14 protein-coding genes, 1 pseudogene and 1 other annotated feature are annotated in these 13,647 nt (G+C 58.1%); of the genes and pseudogenes, 4 read left to right on the plus strand and 11 right to left on the minus strand.

Going from position 1 to position 13,647, the window contains the following annotated elements; genetic code table 11:
* Positions 1-114: 114 nt before the first annotated feature.
* Complete coding sequence (tonB, locus tag AC6I7J_RS09435; RefSeq protein WP_031280217.1) at positions 115-846, plus strand: TonB system transport protein TonB; 732 nt, start codon at positions 115-117, stop codon at positions 844-846.
* A gap of 51 nt (positions 847-897) precedes the next feature.
* Here the strand turns inward: tonB and yciA are convergent, their stop codons facing one another.
* From yciA to AC6I7J_RS09455, 4 genes are read right to left on the minus strand one after another with little or no spacing between them, the layout of a single operon-like run.
* Positions 898-1,314, minus strand: coding sequence for an acyl-CoA thioester hydrolase YciA (gene yciA / locus AC6I7J_RS09440; RefSeq protein ID WP_498007193.1), 417 nt, complete (start codon positions 1,312-1,314; stop codon positions 898-900).
* A gap of 54 nt (positions 1,315-1,368) precedes the next feature.
* Positions 1,369-1,908: a septation protein A gene (locus AC6I7J_RS09445; RefSeq protein WP_058758637.1), complete on the minus strand. Its 540-nt coding sequence runs from the start codon at positions 1,906-1,908 to the stop codon at positions 1,369-1,371.
* Between the two features lie 60 nt (positions 1,909-1,968).
* Complete coding sequence (locus tag AC6I7J_RS09450) at positions 1,969-2,703, minus strand: YciC family protein (RefSeq protein ID WP_104092993.1); 735 nt, start codon at positions 2,701-2,703, stop codon at positions 1,969-1,971.
* A gap of 27 nt (positions 2,704-2,730) precedes the next feature.
* A complete protein-coding gene (locus tag AC6I7J_RS09455) occupies positions 2,731-3,147 on the minus strand; it encodes a YkgJ family cysteine cluster protein (protein ID WP_021510097.1) in 417 nt (138 codons plus the stop codon).
* 245 nt (positions 3,148-3,392) lie between these two features.
* On the opposite strand from AC6I7J_RS09455, the gene ompW reads away from it, so the two are divergent.
* Positions 3,393-4,025 carry an outer membrane protein OmpW gene (gene ompW, locus AC6I7J_RS09460; RefSeq protein ID WP_498007194.1) on the plus strand — a complete coding sequence of 211 codons (633 nt, stop codon included), beginning with the start codon at positions 3,393-3,395 and terminating at the stop codon, positions 4,023-4,025.
* 47 nt (positions 4,026-4,072) lie between these two features.
* Here ompW and AC6I7J_RS09465 read toward each other — a convergent pair whose 3' ends face one another.
* The 6 genes and pseudogenes from AC6I7J_RS09465 to AC6I7J_RS09490 form a co-directional block, all read right to left on the minus strand.
* The gene (locus tag AC6I7J_RS09465) at positions 4,073-4,387 is read right to left on the minus strand and encodes a BON domain-containing protein (RefSeq protein WP_021510099.1); all 315 of its coding nucleotides are present in this window, start codon (positions 4,385-4,387) and stop codon (positions 4,073-4,075) included.
* Positions 4,388-4,559: 172 nt separating this feature from the next.
* Positions 4,560-5,363, minus strand: coding sequence for a tryptophan synthase subunit alpha (gene trpA / locus AC6I7J_RS09470; protein ID WP_058771266.1), 804 nt, complete (start codon positions 5,361-5,363; stop codon positions 4,560-4,562).
* Positions 5,363-6,556, minus strand: a complete 1,194-nt coding sequence (gene trpB, locus AC6I7J_RS09475; protein ID WP_058758632.1) for a tryptophan synthase subunit beta — start codon at positions 6,554-6,556, stop codon at positions 5,363-5,365. Before trpB ends, trpA begins: the two co-directional genes overlap by 1 nt.
* A gap of 46 nt (positions 6,557-6,602) precedes the next feature.
* Positions 6,603-7,970, minus strand: coding sequence for a bifunctional indole-3-glycerol-phosphate synthase TrpC/phosphoribosylanthranilate isomerase TrpF (trpCF, locus tag AC6I7J_RS09480; RefSeq protein WP_315657684.1), 1,368 nt, complete (start codon positions 7,968-7,970; stop codon positions 6,603-6,605).
* Position 7,971: 1 nt separating this feature from the next.
* Positions 7,972-9,565 (minus strand): annotated as a pseudogene (trpD, locus tag AC6I7J_RS09485) (bifunctional anthranilate synthase glutamate amidotransferase component TrpG/anthranilate phosphoribosyltransferase TrpD).
* Positions 9,565-11,127 (minus strand): anthranilate synthase component 1, encoded by a 1,563-nt coding sequence (locus AC6I7J_RS09490; RefSeq protein ID WP_031280219.1) that lies wholly within the window; start codon positions 11,125-11,127, stop codon positions 9,565-9,567. Before AC6I7J_RS09490 ends, trpD begins: the two are co-directional and overlap by 1 nt.
* 23 nt (positions 11,128-11,150) lie before the next feature.
* Positions 11,151-11,255, minus strand: a sequence feature (Trp leader region).
* A 155-nt stretch (positions 11,256-11,410) separates the two neighbouring features.
* On the opposite strand from AC6I7J_RS09490, the gene rnm reads away from it, so the two are divergent.
* Positions 11,411-12,295 carry an RNase RNM gene (gene rnm / locus AC6I7J_RS09495; protein WP_058785620.1) on the plus strand — a complete coding sequence of 295 codons (885 nt, stop codon included), beginning with the start codon at positions 11,411-11,413 and terminating at the stop codon, positions 12,293-12,295.
* A 12-nt stretch (positions 12,296-12,307) separates the two neighbouring features.
* A complete protein-coding gene (locus AC6I7J_RS09500) occupies positions 12,308-12,928 on the plus strand; it encodes an L-threonylcarbamoyladenylate synthase (RefSeq protein ID WP_021510107.1) in 621 nt (206 codons plus the stop codon).
* On the opposite strand, the gene AC6I7J_RS09505 is transcribed toward AC6I7J_RS09500, so the two are convergent.
* On the minus strand, positions 12,929-13,585 hold the full coding sequence (locus AC6I7J_RS09505) for a serine protease (RefSeq protein WP_480309272.1): 657 nt from the start codon (positions 13,583-13,585) through the stop codon (positions 12,929-12,931).
* Positions 13,586-13,647 lie beyond the last annotated feature (62 nt).

Genomic DNA, 13,647 nt, shown 5'->3' on the forward strand with positions numbered 1-13,647 from the left:
GCAGCGCAGGCAGGGTTAAAAAGCGCCTTTCTTTTGGCCTTCAGTAGCGTGCTTATTGAAACTGATTGCTATTTGCATTTAAAATCAGCGCTTCACTCAATGAACATGACTGATATGACGACGTTGACTACGCCTTTTCCAACCCGAACGCCTGTGTCCGTGATTTTGTCCGTGCTCCTTCACGGTTCGGTAATCGCCGGCATTCTTTATGCTTCATTTCATCAGACCATTGAGGTTCCTAAAGCGTCTCAGCCTATCAGCATTAGCATGGTGGCACCGGAAGTGCAGCCTGAACCGGCACCGGCAGCAGTAACCCCGCCGCCGCCGCCCGAACCGGAACCCGAGCCGGAGGTCGCACCAGAGCCACCAAAAGCCGAGCCGGTGCCGATCCCTAAGCCGGAACCTAAACCGAAGCCAAAACCGAAACCGAAGCCTAAGGTGGAGAAAAAGGCAGAGCCGAAGCCGCGCCAGCAGGTGAAGCCGCAGGAGAATCCGTTTAAACAGGACGCGCCAGCCGCGCAAACGCGCCCCTCTACGGCACCGAAGAGTAACCCGGCCCCGACGCAGACGGTGTCGGATGGACCGAAAGCGATGAGCGTCAGCAAGCCGGCGTATCCGGCGCGTGCGTTCGCGCTGCGCGTTGAAGGGCGGGTGCGGGTGAAGTTTGACGTGGACAGCGATGGGCGCGTCGATAACGTCGAGATTTTGTCCGCTGAGCCGCGCAACATGTTTGAGCGCGAAGTGAAGCAGGCGATGAAGAAGTGGCGCTATCAGCCAGGACGGCCGGGCAAAGGGCTGACGATGAACATCGTGTTCCGCATTAACGGCGGCGCGAACATCGAGTAAAGCCAGACAGGTAAAGAAAAAGCGGCCATTCCGGGCCGCTTTTTTATACGCTTAATTGCTCAGATTGGCCTGGCCTTCCGGCAGTGGACGGGGTTTCCCGCTGTTATCGACCGCCACATAAACAAACACCGCTTCGGTGGCGCAGTAAGTCTGCCCGATCGGTTCGGACGACACTTTTTTAATCCACACTTCCACGTTAATGGTCATCGAGCTATTGCCGGTGCGGATGCAGCGCGCGTAGCAGCTCACCACATCGCCGACGGCGACGGGCTTGAGGAAGGTCATACCATCCACGCGCACCGTTACCACGCGACCTTTGGCAATTTCTTTAGCCAGTATCGCGCCGCCCATATCCATCTGCGACATCAGCCAGCCGCCGAAGATATCACCGTTGGCATTGGTGTCTGCCGGCATCGCCAGGGTGCGCGAGACCATCTCGCCTTGCGGCAACTTATGTTTTTCGTCCATTGCTCAGTTCTTCTGCAGGTGAAGACAAGCCCGGCGGAGACCAGGCTGCATCGATTATTTTTGTTCTTGTTGCGGCATCTGTCGCCAGATATACAGGCCGCTTAACAGCGTAAACAGCAGGGTCAGGCCGGTAAGACCGAACACCTTAAAGTTAACCCAAAACGCCTGGGATAACCAAAACGCAACATAAATATTCGCCAGTCCGCAGGCCAGGAAGAACAGGGCCCAGGCGATATTCAGCCGACGCCATACCGCACCCGGCAGCTGCAGCTCTTTGCCAAGCATGGTCTGGATCAGCGGTTGCTGCATAAACCACTGGCTGTACAGCAGCGCCAGCGCGAACAGCGAGTAAATCACCGTGACTTTCCACTTGATGAACTCATCGTTGTGGAACACATAGGTCAGGGTGCCGAACACCGCAACCAGCACAAAGGTGAAAATGGTCATCTTTTCCAGCTTGCGGTACAGCACCCAGCTGACCACCAGCGCGATACCGGTCGCCACTACCAGCGCGCCGGAGGCGACGAAAATGTCGTACAGCTTGTAGAAAATAAAGAAAACTACCAGGGGAAGAAAATCGAGTAACTGCTTCATAGCGTTTCCAGTCAGGGGCAGGAGCGTTGAGTTACGGCGCCGCCGCGGGCGCCGTAACGCTTAACGTAACAGCATATACAGCCGGTACAAATAGATAATCAGAATGGCTGATACCAGGTTGCCCAGCGCGTTGAGCACCACCGAAGCGATATTGGCAGGCAGCACGGTCAGTGAGGAGAAGAAGAACATCAGCGCAATTTTTGCCAGCAGCCACAAAATAATCGCCGGGGCGATTACCTTAATGTTCTTCCATGCCAGACGCATACTGGCGCGCATCGCACTGAAAATGCCCATTTTTTCACTTGCCAGCATCACCGGCGCCAGCGACAGCAGAATCGCCAGAATCACACCCGGCACCATCAGTACCATAAAGCCCAGCTGCACCAGCAGGGTGATCAGGAAGGTCTGCACCAGCAGTTTCGGCAGCAGCGGCGCAGAGGCGCCAATCGCGCGCAGCGCGCTGACGCGCTGTCCACTGGATACCATCGGCAGCAGGCACAGCATACCGCCCAGCAGCAGCGTGTTGCCAATCAGGGCAGCGAAAGTGCCGGCGGCAGAGGCGCGCAGCAGAATACGTTGCTGATCTGGTGACATGTTCTGGACGATTTCAAACAGCGAAGAGGCGCTGCTGTCGGTCTGGCTGAGCAGGGATAACTGATCCTCGCCCGGCGTCAGGGCGTGGCCAACAATCACGGTAATAAACGAGGTCAGCAACGCCATCAGCACGATGGTGACCAGCTGATGGCGCAGAAAATTTCCTGTGTCACGGTATAACGAGCTTGCCGTGATAGACATGTACACTCCTTGAAGGAACCGGGTTAATTAACCCGGCGATTGTACATGTTCTGCAGGCAGGCTGGCACCCGGAATCCCATAACTTTCTGTCATCTCAGGTAAAGAAGGGTGAAAAAGCGCGGGTAAACCATAGCGCGCCCGGGCGCGATCGCAGGCGTCATTCGGCACGCCATTTTCGCCGGACATGGCGAATTCCCGGCACGGTGACGGCCGCTGCGCATAAATCCCACAGGAAACACAGCCGCCAATTTCACCCTGCAGCGCCACGCAGCGCGGAGCACGATCGTTGGTGCCGCGCATGTTGCGCATCATCAGGCTCAGGGGTTCCGTCAGTTCAACCGGCACCGCGCCACCGCCGTCGTCGGCTTCGGCCCAGTAAAAAGAAACGCGAAAATGGGCGCAGCAGGCGCCACAGGTCATACAGGGGTTAAGTAAATCGCTCATCTGATCGCCCGCCACTCCTGAGGCTTCGAACCAAAATCACAAAAGGGGAATAGCAACATAATCACGCCGTGTCATGGCGGCAACAGGATTTTTATGTCCGCTTGTAAAGGCAAAATTGATCTGAATCAATTCATTGTTTTATAAGTGATTAATTTGAATTGATGCTGATGATCTTTTCGCAAAAAAGGGGTAAATCTTGTGCCGCGATTAACCTCAATACCCTGTTTTCCGGCAAAGGAGTGATTATGAAACTGGCTAAATGCGCGCTGCTGCTGGCGCTGGCGATCCCGCAACTGGCACTGGCTCACCAGGCCGGTGATTTTTTTGTGCGCGCCGGTAGCGCGACCGTTCGTCCGACCGAAGGCTCTGATAATGTGCTGGGTATGGGCGGCTTCAGCGTCAGTAATGATACCCAGCTGGGTCTGACGTTTACCTGGATGGCGACCGACAATATCGGCGTTGAGCTGCTGGCGGCCACGCCGTTCCGCCACAAAGTGGGACTTGGCCCGACCGGCAACCTCGCTACCGTGCGTCAGCTGCCGCCCACCCTGATGGCGCAGTACTACTTTTTCGATAGCCAAAGCGCGCTGCGCCCGTACGTTGGCGTCGGGATCAACTACACCACCTTCTACGATGCGAAGTTCAACCAGACCGGGCAGGATGCGCAGCTGAGCGATTTGAGCGTGAAAGATTCATGGGGCGTGGCGGGTCAGGTCGGGCTGGATTATCAGATCAACCGCGACTGGCTGCTCAACGCGTCATTGTGGTACATGGACATCGATACCGAGGTGAAATTCAAAGCGGCGGGCGAACAGCAGAATATCAATACCCGCATCGATCCGTGGGTGTTCTTCTTTGGCGCGGGCTACCGTTTCTGATTTTTACACCAGAAAGAAAAAGGGCGACCCGCAGGTCGCCCGTTTAGTTACTTAATCTGCATATTGTTGACGACGGATTTTACCCCCGCCACGTTACGCGTTACCGCAACCGCACGGTTGGCCATCTGCGGCGAGCTGACAAAGCCGCTCAGCTGTACTTTCCCTTTGAAGGTCTCAACGTTAATTTCTGTCGATTTCAGCGCCTCGTCATTCAGCAGCTGAGCCTTCACTTTGGTGGTAATGACCGTGTCATCGATGTAACCGCCGGTCCCTTCCTTTGTTGCTGTTGGTGCACAGGCACTTAAGGTGAGCGCCATCACTGCAGCCACTAAAAAACCCGCAACGACTTTGAACAATTTCATTGGTTATCTCCCTGTCATAGATGGTGGTGCACCGTAACGTGACGGCACGCTTAAGTGTGGGCCGTGCCTCGCATTTCGGCAACTCAGGCGCGATGAAAAAGTTTGTCGCAGGGGAGAAAAAAGGGGGCAGGAAGTAAGAAGGGCCCTGCAGCCAGTGCAGGGCCGTGCCAACTCAGCGGGTAGCCGCTTTGAGATCGCTGACGAACGTTTGCAGTTCGCTAAGCAGCGCCGTTGGGTCGTTCTGATTACGCTCAATGATTTTCACGATGGCCGAGCCGGAGATGGCTCCGGCGGCTCCGGCGGCAACGGCCTCTTTCACCTGACCCGGCTCAGAGATGCCAAAGCCCTGCAGCGGCGGCGCAGCATGATATTCGCGCAGCTTCTCGATCAGATGATGCAGCGGCAGGCTGGCGCGATTTTCTGCACCGGTAACGCCGGCGCGTGACAGTAGATAGGTGTAGCCACGGCCGTGCGAGGCGATTTCGCGCAGCAGATCGTCATCCGCGTTGGGCGGACAGATAAAGATCGGCGCAATGTTGTGACGCATCGCCGCCTGGCGGAATGGGGCCGACTCTTCCACCGGCACGTCAGCTACCAGCACCGAGTCAACGCCCACCGCAGCGCACTGCGCGTAGAAGTTGTCGATACCTCTGCTGAACACCAGGTTGGCGTACATCAGCAGGCCAATCGGCAGATCGGGGTATTTCTGGCGCACGGTGGCGAGCATTTCAAAACACTGCGCTACGGTGGTGCCGGCGGCAAAGGCGCGCAGCGTAGCGCCCTGAATCGTCGGGCCATCGGCCAGCGGATCGGAGAATGGAATGCCCAGCTCCAGCGCATCCGCACCGCCCGCGACCAGCGCATCAATAATTTTCAGCGACAGCGCTGGCGACGGATCGCCAAGGGTGACGAAGGGCACAAACGCGCCTTCCTGTTTCGCGGACAGACGTTGAAACAGCTGATTATAACGCTCCATCAGATCTCTCCCTTAGCTTTCAGAATATCGTGTACGGTAAAGATGTCTTTGTCGCCGCGGCCGGAAAGGTTCACCACCAGCAGCTGCTCTTTGTCCGGGTTTTCGCGGATCATCTTCAGCGCATACGCCAGCGCGTGCGATGACTCCAGTGCCGGAATGATGCCTTCGGCACGACACAGCGTTTTAAAGGCCTCCAGCGCTTCATCATCCGTGATTGACACGTAGTCAGCGCGGCCGGTGCTGTTCAGGTGCGCATGCTGCGGACCGACCGACGGGAAATCGAGACCGGCAGAGATGGAGTAGGACTCTTCGATCTGTCCCTCTTCGGTCTGCATCATCGGCGCCTTCATGCCGAAATAGATGCCGACGCGACCGTGCTTGAGCGGTGCACCGTGCTCACCGGTGTCAATACCGTGACCCGCAGGCTCCACGCCGATCAGGCGCACGCTGCTCTCTTCGATGAAATCCGCAAACATGCCGATGGCGTTAGAACCGCCGCCGACACACGCCAGTACCGCATCCGGCAGGCGACCCTCTTTTTCCAGAATCTGCGCTTTGGTCTCTTCGCCAATCATGCGCTGGAATTCACGTACAATGGTCGGGAACGGGTGCGGACCTGCGGCAGTGCCGAGCATGTAGTGCGCGGTTTCGTAGCTGCCGGACCAGTCGCGCAGCGCCTCGTTACAGGCATCTTTCAGCGTGGCCGAGCCGCTGTGTACCGGAATCACCTCTGCGCCCATCAGCCGCATACGGAACACGTTGGGTGACTGACGCTCAACGTCTTTCGCGCCCATGTAAATACGGCATTTCATGCCGAGCAGGGCACACGCCAGTGCCGACGCCACGCCGTGCTGACCGGCGCCGGTTTCCGCGATGATCTCGTTTTTGCCCATGCGTTTTGCCAGCAGCGCCTGGCCCAGCACCTGGTTAGTTTTGTGTGCACCGCCGTGCAGCAGGTCTTCGCGCTTCAGGTACAGGCGGGTTTTGCTGCCTTTGGTCAGGTTGCTGCACAGCGTCAGGGCCGTCGGGCGACCGGCGTAGTTTTTCAGCAGGTCAGTAAATTCTGCCTGAAACGCCGGATCGCGCTGTGCTTCAACAAAGGCCGTTTCCAGCTGACGCAGTGCTGGCATCAAAATCTGCGGCACATACTGGCCGCCGAATTCGCCAAAGTAGGGATTAAGTAATGTCGTCATCGTGTCCTCTTCCTTATCCGGCCCGCCCGCAGGCGGGCAGACGCAATTAATAGGCGCGCAGCGTGCGGAATACCGCCGCGACTTTGCTGGCATCTTTGATGCCCGGCGCGGATTCCACGCCGGAGTTGAAGTCGAGGCCGGCACAGCCGAGCTGAGCGGCTTCGACGCAGTTATCGGCGCTCAGGCCACCGGCCAGCAGCACATCAGTCAGGTCTTCACCCTGCAGCAGCGACCAGTCAAAGCGCTGACCGCTGCCACCCTGGCCATTATCCAGCACGTAGCGATCAACGTGCGGCCAGTCGCGTGGCGGCAACCGATCTTGAATGCTCAGCGCCTTCCAGATGCGCACGCTGGCTGGCAGCGCCTGGCGCAGTTCTGCAACGTAGGCTTTGTCTTCGTCGCCGTGCAACTGAACGGCCGCAAGCGATAAACGCGTGGCTAACGTGACAACGTCACTGATAGTCTGATTGCGGAACACGCCGACATACTTCAGCGGTGCGGCGGCGATCACCGCCTGTGCCTGCGCCTCGTTAACCTGGCGCGGCGAACCGGCGGCAAAGATCACGCCGCCATACAGCGCGCCAGCCTGATGTGCGGCCTGCGCATCTTCCGGGCGGGTCAGGCCGCACACCTTGTTATCGCCCAGCAGCACGCGGCGCACACCGGCGTCGAGGTCGTGCTCTTCCATCAACGCCGAGCCAATTAAAAAGCCGTTAGCAAAATGGCTCAGCTCGCGCACCTGGGCGTAATTATGGATGCCGGACTCGCTGATCACGGTGACGCCATGGCTGAGACGCGGGGCCAGATGACGCGTGCGATTCAGGTCAATCGACAAATCACGCAGATCGCGGTTGTTGATGCCGACTACTTTAGCTTCCAGCGCGATAGCCCGCTCCAGCTCTTCTTCGTTACTGACTTCGGTCAGCACGCCCATTTTCAGGCTATGCGCCACCGCAGCCAGCTGACGGTACTGCTCATCATCCAGTACGGACAGCATCAGCAGAATGGCATCGGCCTGATAATGGCGCGCCAGGTAAATCTGGTAGGGATCAATAATAAAGTCTTTGCACAGCACCGGCTGCGTGATGGCGGCGCTGACCACCGGCAGGAAATCAAAGCTGCCCTGGAAATATTTCTCATCGGTCAGCACTGACACCGCAGAGGCGTAATGGCGGTAGATCCCGGCGATAGTCGCGGGATCAAAATCGGCGCGAATCAGCCCTTTCGACGGGGAGGCTTTTTTACACTCCAGAATGAAGACGGTGCGCGTGCCACGCAGCGCCTCGTAAAAATGACGCTCCGCCGGCTGCAGATCGTTCTGGAAGGAGGCCAGCGGCTGCTGCGATTTCCGTGCTTCAACCCACAGGGCTTTATCCTGCACAATTTTCTCTAATACGGTGCCCTTGATACTCATTTCATCCTCTCGCTGCCAGTGCCACAACGCGCTCGAACGCCTGACCGCTGCGAATGGCAGCCATGGCGCGCTCAGCGTTATCGCGCAAATCTTCATTTCCGAATACTTTCAGCAACATTGCGACATTTACCGCAACGGCCTGCTCGTGGGCGGGCTGGCCTTTACCCTGGAGCAAACGCGTCAGAATGTCACGGTTTTCTTCCGGTGTGCCGCCGGCCAGCGCCTCTTTCGGCTGGAAACTGAAGCCAAAGTCTTCCGGCGTCAGCTGGTAACTGGTGATCTCACCGTCACGCAGCTCAGCGACCTGGGTCGCACTGTGCAGCGCCACTTCATCCATGCCGCCACCGTGCACCACGGCAGCACGCTGGTAGCCCAGCACTTTCAGCGTCTGGGCGATGGGCAGCACCAGTTCCGGACTGTAGACGCCAATCACCGCCAGCGGTGGGCGCGCCGGGTTGATCAGCGGACCCAGCACGTTAAACAGCGTGCGGGTTTTCAGTTGCTGGCGCACCGGCATCGCGTGGCGGAAACCGCTGTGATACTGCGGCGCAAACAGGAAGCAGACGTTGAGATCGTCCAGCGCCTGCCGTGCCTGCTGCGCCGGCATGTCGAGATTGATACCGAAAGCGGCCAGCAGATCGGAAGATCCGGATTTGCTGGAGACGCTGCGGTTGCCGTGCTTGGCCACTTTCAGCCCGCAGGTGGCGGCGACAAAGGCGCTGGCCGTGGAAATATTAATACTGTTGCTGCCATCACCGCCGGTGCCAACGATATCGGCAAAGGTATAGTCCGGACGCGGGAACGGTCTGGCATCGGCCAGCAGCGCGGAGGCGGCACCGGCGATCTCTTCCGGGCGCTCGCCACGCACTTTCATGGCGATCAGCGCCGCTGCCAGCTGCGTCGGCTCCAGCTGTCCGGTAATAATCGCGCTGAACAGCTGGTGGCTCTCGGCCTGGCTCAGCGTTTGCGCCTGATACAGTTTTTCCAGAATAGTTTGCATCATCATCTCCCTGTTATTTCGCCAGCGCCCAGGCCAGTGTTTGCTCCAGCAGACGTGCGCCCTGCGTGGTGAGAATCGACTCGGGATGGAACTGGAAGCCGCACACGCGGTCCGTTTCGTGACGCACCGCCATCACCATGCCGTTGTAGCTGGCGTTGACCGTCAGTTCCGCCGGCGTATTGCTGCCCACCAGCGAGTGGTAACGCGCCACCGGCAGCGGGTTGCTGAGGCCGGTAAACATCGCCTCGCCATCATGGGTAATGGCGGAAGCTTTGCCGTGCAGAATTTCGCCCGCCTGGCCGACGTGCCCGCCGTAAGCTTCGACAATGGCCTGATGGCCGAGACAGATACCAATGATCGGCAGCTGACCGCGCAGCGCCTGTAACAGCTGCGGCATGCAGCCCGCATCTTTCGGTGCGCCAGGGCCGGGTGAGAGCATCAGCACCGGGTTTTCCATCTGCTGCAGGCGGTCGATCAGCACTTCTGCCGGGACGTTGTTGCGGTAAATCACCACGTTGTGGCCAAAGGTACGCAGCTGATCAACGAGGTTGTAGGTAAAGGAGTCGATATTATCGAGCAGCAGGATATCGGCCATCAGAAAATCTCCTTGCAGTGATGGGCAGTAGCGATGGCGCGCAATACCGCGCGGGCTTTGTTGCGGCTCTCATCCGCTTCAGCCTGAGGCTGAGAATCCAGCACCACGCCGGCACCGGCCTGCACGGTGGCAACGCCACCTTCCACCCAGGCGGAGCGGATGACGATGCAGGTATCAAGGTCGCCGCTGGCGGTGAAGTAGCCGACCGCGCCGCCGTAGCTGCCGCGCCGCGTGCCTTCTTTTTCCGCAATCAGCTGCATCGCGCGCACTTTCGGTGCGCCACTTAGCGTGCCCATGTTCATGCAGGCGCGATAGGCGTGCAGCACATCAAGATCGTTACGCAGCGTGCCTACCACGCGGGATACCAGATGCATCACAAACGAGTAGCGGTCCACTTTGGTTAAATCCGCCACGTAACGGCTGCCGGGCACACAGATACGTGCCAGGTCGTTGCGCGCCAGATCCACCAGCATCAGGTGCTCAGCCAGCTCTTTATGATCGGTGCGCATTTCCAGTTCAATACGGCTGTCCAGGTCGCGATCCAGCGAGCCATCCGCATGGCGACCGCGCGGACGCGTACCGGCAATCGGGTAGATTTCGATCTGGCGCGAGCTGGCGTCATATTTCAGCGAGCTTTCCGGCGAAGCGCCGAACAGCGCAAAGTCCTGATCCTGCATAAAGAACATGTACGGGCTGGGGTTGCTGTTTTTCAGCGTATCGTAAGCCGCCAGCGGTGACGGGCACGGCAGTGAGAAGCGGCGCGACGGTACCACCTGGAAAATTTCACCGATGCGAATGGCCTGCTGCAGTTCGCTTACCACGTTGCAGTAAGCTTCATCGCTCTGGCTGGTGCTCAGCGTCATCTGCTCGACGCGCTGCACCGGCAGCGCTGGCGCTGGCTGCGTCATCTGACCGTGCAGCTGTTCGATACGGCTCTGCAGACGCTGAAACTCGCTGGTGGACGGCGCAAACAGGCTGGCCTGCAGACGGGCGCTGCGCTGCTGGTGATCGATCACCAGTAACGTTTCGGCGAGGTAGAAACAGTAGTCCGGGCAGCTTTGGTCATTGCGCAGCGGCGGCAGATCTTCAAATCCCGCCACCAGATCGTAGGCAAACAGGCCGCCCAGCAGCATGGCTTCACGTTCTTCGGCTGGGCTGTTAACCAGATGCGGAATCAGACGCAGCGCATCAAACACCGACAGCGCCTTCAGGCGGGAGTCTTCATCGTGCAGACCCTCAACCGGCGTGAAATGCAGCTCTCGTCCGTCCGGGCGCACGGCGATGCGCACCTCGGGCGGCAGCGCTTCGTCCAGCAGCGGCAGCAGCGCGCGGCCGTTTTCCGACAGCGCCTGCAGGGTAACAACATTGCCCAGGGCGCTGATGCGTAGCGCGCTGTCGACAATCAGCAGGCTTTTCAGGTTCTGCTTGCTGTCGATATCGGCAGATTCAAGCAGCAGAGTTGCCGGACGTGCGCCGCATAATTGATGAAACACTGCGGCCGGATCTTCGCGGTAGGGCGCGGTACCGGTAATCAACTTCAATGTAGGTTTCGCATTAGCCATAATGGATTCTCTGAATTTCGCTCAAAAAAAAGCCCGCTCGGTGGCGGGCTCAGGTATCTGCACTGCGGTTACGCAAAATGTGCATGACGACGTCGCCCGTGAAAGGGATCATCGCGCCACCAACCATTAACATGCGTACCGATAAGAGCCATGATTAAATACCCGTTACGTGTGAACTTGTGTACTAGTTAACTGGTTCGGCTGAAAAAAGTCAATACCCTTTTTCAGTTACGGGCAAAATCGTTATCATGCCAGCCGGTTTAATGCAGTCGCTGGAGTGACCTTGTCAGATATCGCCCGTTTTCCACTTTATGATTTACACAGCCATACCCAGGCTTCTGACGGTTTGCTGACGCCGACCGCGCTGGTGCAGCGCGCCGTTGAGATGCACGTCGGCGTGCTGGCGATTACCGATCACGACAGCGTGGCGGGCGTGGCTGAAGCGCAGGCGGCGGTGCAGCAGCTTCAGCTACCGCTGCGGGTACTGGCCGGTGTGGAAGCGTCGACGCTGTGGGAAAACCACGAAATTCATATTGTCGGGCTGAACGTTGATACGCAGCATCCGGCGTTAACCACTTTTCTGGCGCAGCAGCACCAGTGCCGTATGGCACGTGCAGAACTGATCGCCGAACGGCTGGAGCGCGCGCGCATTCCTGACGCGCTGGCCGGCGCTCAGCGTCTGGCGCAGGGCGGGGTGATCACCCGCGGGCATTTTGCCCGCTATCTGGTAGAGCTGGGCAAAGCCGATAACATGGCGCAGGTATTTAAAAACTATCTGGCGCGCGGCAAAACCGGCTACGTGCCGCCACAATGGTGTACAATTAAACAAGCCATTGATGCTATTCATCATTCTGGCGGCGTGGCGGTGCTGGCCCATCCTGCGCGCTACGGGCTGTCGGCCAAATGGCTGAAGCGACTGATTGCGCATTTTGCCGCAGAAGGCGGCGATGCGATGGAAGTGGCGCAGTGTCAGCAGGCACCGAATGAACGTACCCAGCTGGCGAGCTATGCGCGCGATAATCAGCTGGCGGCCTCGCAGGGGTCCGATTTTCACCAACCCTGTCCGTGGATTGAACTGGGGCGCAAGCTATGGCTGCCGGGCGGCGTGGAGCCGGTCTGGGAGCGTTTTCCCGCTTTAGCGCCGGTCAAATCGCACGTTGATGGGTGATATGAGGTTTTTATGAGTCAACTTTTTCACATTCATCCGGAAAATCCGCAGCCGCGTCTGGTTAATCAGGCGGTGGATTATCTCAATAAAGGCAGCGTTATTGTCTATCCGACCGATTCCGGCTACGCGCTGGGATGCCGTCTGGAAGAGAAGAATGCCATGGAACGCATCTGCCGCATTCGTCAGCTCGATGGTAACCATAACTTTACCCTGATGTGCCGCGATCTCTCTGAGCTGTCGACCTATTCGCAGGTGGATAACAGTGCGTTTCGCATTCTGAAAAACAACACGCCAGGCAATTACACCTTCATTCTGAAGGCCACCAAAGAAGTGCCGCGTCGTCTGATGAACGATAAACGTAAAACCATCGGCCTGCGCGTACCGTCAAATCCGGTGGCGCTGGCGCTGCTGGAACGCCTCAATGAGCCGATGATGTCGACCTCACTGATGCTGCCAGGCAATGATTTCACTGAATCCGATCCGGAAGAGATCCAGCACAGCATCGGCAAGCTGGTGGATTTAATTATCGATGGCGGCACCCTGGGCCAGCAGCCAACCACCGTGATCGATCTCACCAGCGATGCGCCCGTCATCGTGCGTGAAGGGGCAGGCGATACCCGCCCGTTCCTGTGATTACGCCGGGCCGGGCGCTGTTTGTGGCGTCTGGCCGATATTGGCTTCCAGCCAGCGTTTGAAATCGCCGTACGGAATGTACAGCGAGACATCTTTTAAGATGACTTTTTTGCTGCGTACGTTAGCAATTTCATGGCTGTAACCCACAATCACTCCGCTGATTGTCTGGTCGGCATTATAGACAGCGCCGCCTGACATCCCCTGAACGACACCGGCATTGGAAGCCATTGCCATACAGGGCTTTTTATTCCAGCGATTATTAATGGCGGTGCGCGCCAGATTAACGCCGCTCGACTCCACCGGCATCGCGGAAATAAAACTATAGCCATACATTTTAATTGGCTCGCCCACCGCGCTGCTGCGGAATTTCGCCAGCGTATCCGGACTGTTTTTATGATAAATAATCGCGACGTCGCAATAGGGGTGATAAGCCTTCACGCGCTGCACGGCGGTTTTGGCCACGTGCGCGGCAGTCAGACTGTATTCCGGCGTTAACGGAATGGTTGTACCGAGGATGCCCAAACCCAGTACCGTCGGGATGCCGGTCACGCTCATATCCACGTGCTGCAGCGCCGTACGACTGTACTCAGTATGGCCCACGGAACAGCCGCTCAGTGCCAGCGCTGCAAGCGCCGGCCAAAGCAGGGAGGTTCTCATGATGGCGGTCTTCATTTAATGTCCGTCAGCAAAATCCCTGGTGAAGACTTTCGACAGACAAA

Source organism: Type-C symbiont of Plautia stali, assembly GCF_059730935.1.

Bases quoted from the DNA above. Each gene is read 5' to 3' on its own strand.
- tonB (WP_031280217.1), top strand. From the start codon at position 115: ATGACGACGTTGACTACGCCTTTTCCAACCCGAACGCCTGTGTCCGTG.
- yciA (WP_498007193.1), bottom strand. From the start codon at position 1,314: ATGGACGAAAAACATAAGTTGCCGCAAGGCGAGATGGTCTCGCGCACC.
- AC6I7J_RS09445 (WP_058758637.1), bottom strand. From the start codon at position 1,908: ATGAAGCAGTTACTCGATTTTCTTCCCCTGGTAGTTTTCTTTATTTTC.
- AC6I7J_RS09450 (WP_104092993.1), bottom strand. From the start codon at position 2,703: ATGTCTATCACGGCAAGCTCGTTATACCGTGACACAGGAAATTTTCTG.
- AC6I7J_RS09455 (WP_021510097.1), bottom strand. From the start codon at position 3,147: ATGAGCGATTTACTTAACCCCTGTATGACCTGTGGCGCCTGCTGCGCC.
- ompW (WP_498007194.1), top strand. From the start codon at position 3,393: ATGAAACTGGCTAAATGCGCGCTGCTGCTGGCGCTGGCGATCCCGCAA.
- AC6I7J_RS09465 (WP_021510099.1), bottom strand. From the start codon at position 4,387: ATGAAATTGTTCAAAGTCGTTGCGGGTTTTTTAGTGGCTGCAGTGATG.
- trpA (WP_058771266.1), bottom strand. From the start codon at position 5,363: ATGGAGCGTTATAATCAGCTGTTTCAACGTCTGTCCGCGAAACAGGAA.
- trpB (WP_058758632.1), bottom strand. From the start codon at position 6,556: ATGACGACATTACTTAATCCCTACTTTGGCGAATTCGGCGGCCAGTAT.
- trpCF (WP_315657684.1), bottom strand. From the start codon at position 7,970: ATGAGTATCAAGGGCACCGTATTAGAGAAAATTGTGCAGGATAAAGCC.
- AC6I7J_RS09490 (WP_031280219.1), bottom strand. From the start codon at position 11,127: ATGGCTAATGCGAAACCTACATTGAAGTTGATTACCGGTACCGCGCCC.
- AC6I7J_RS09500 (WP_021510107.1), top strand. From the start codon at position 12,308: ATGAGTCAACTTTTTCACATTCATCCGGAAAATCCGCAGCCGCGTCTG.
- AC6I7J_RS09505 (WP_480309272.1), bottom strand. From the start codon at position 13,585: ATGAGAACCTCCCTGCTTTGGCCGGCGCTTGCAGCGCTGGCACTGAGC.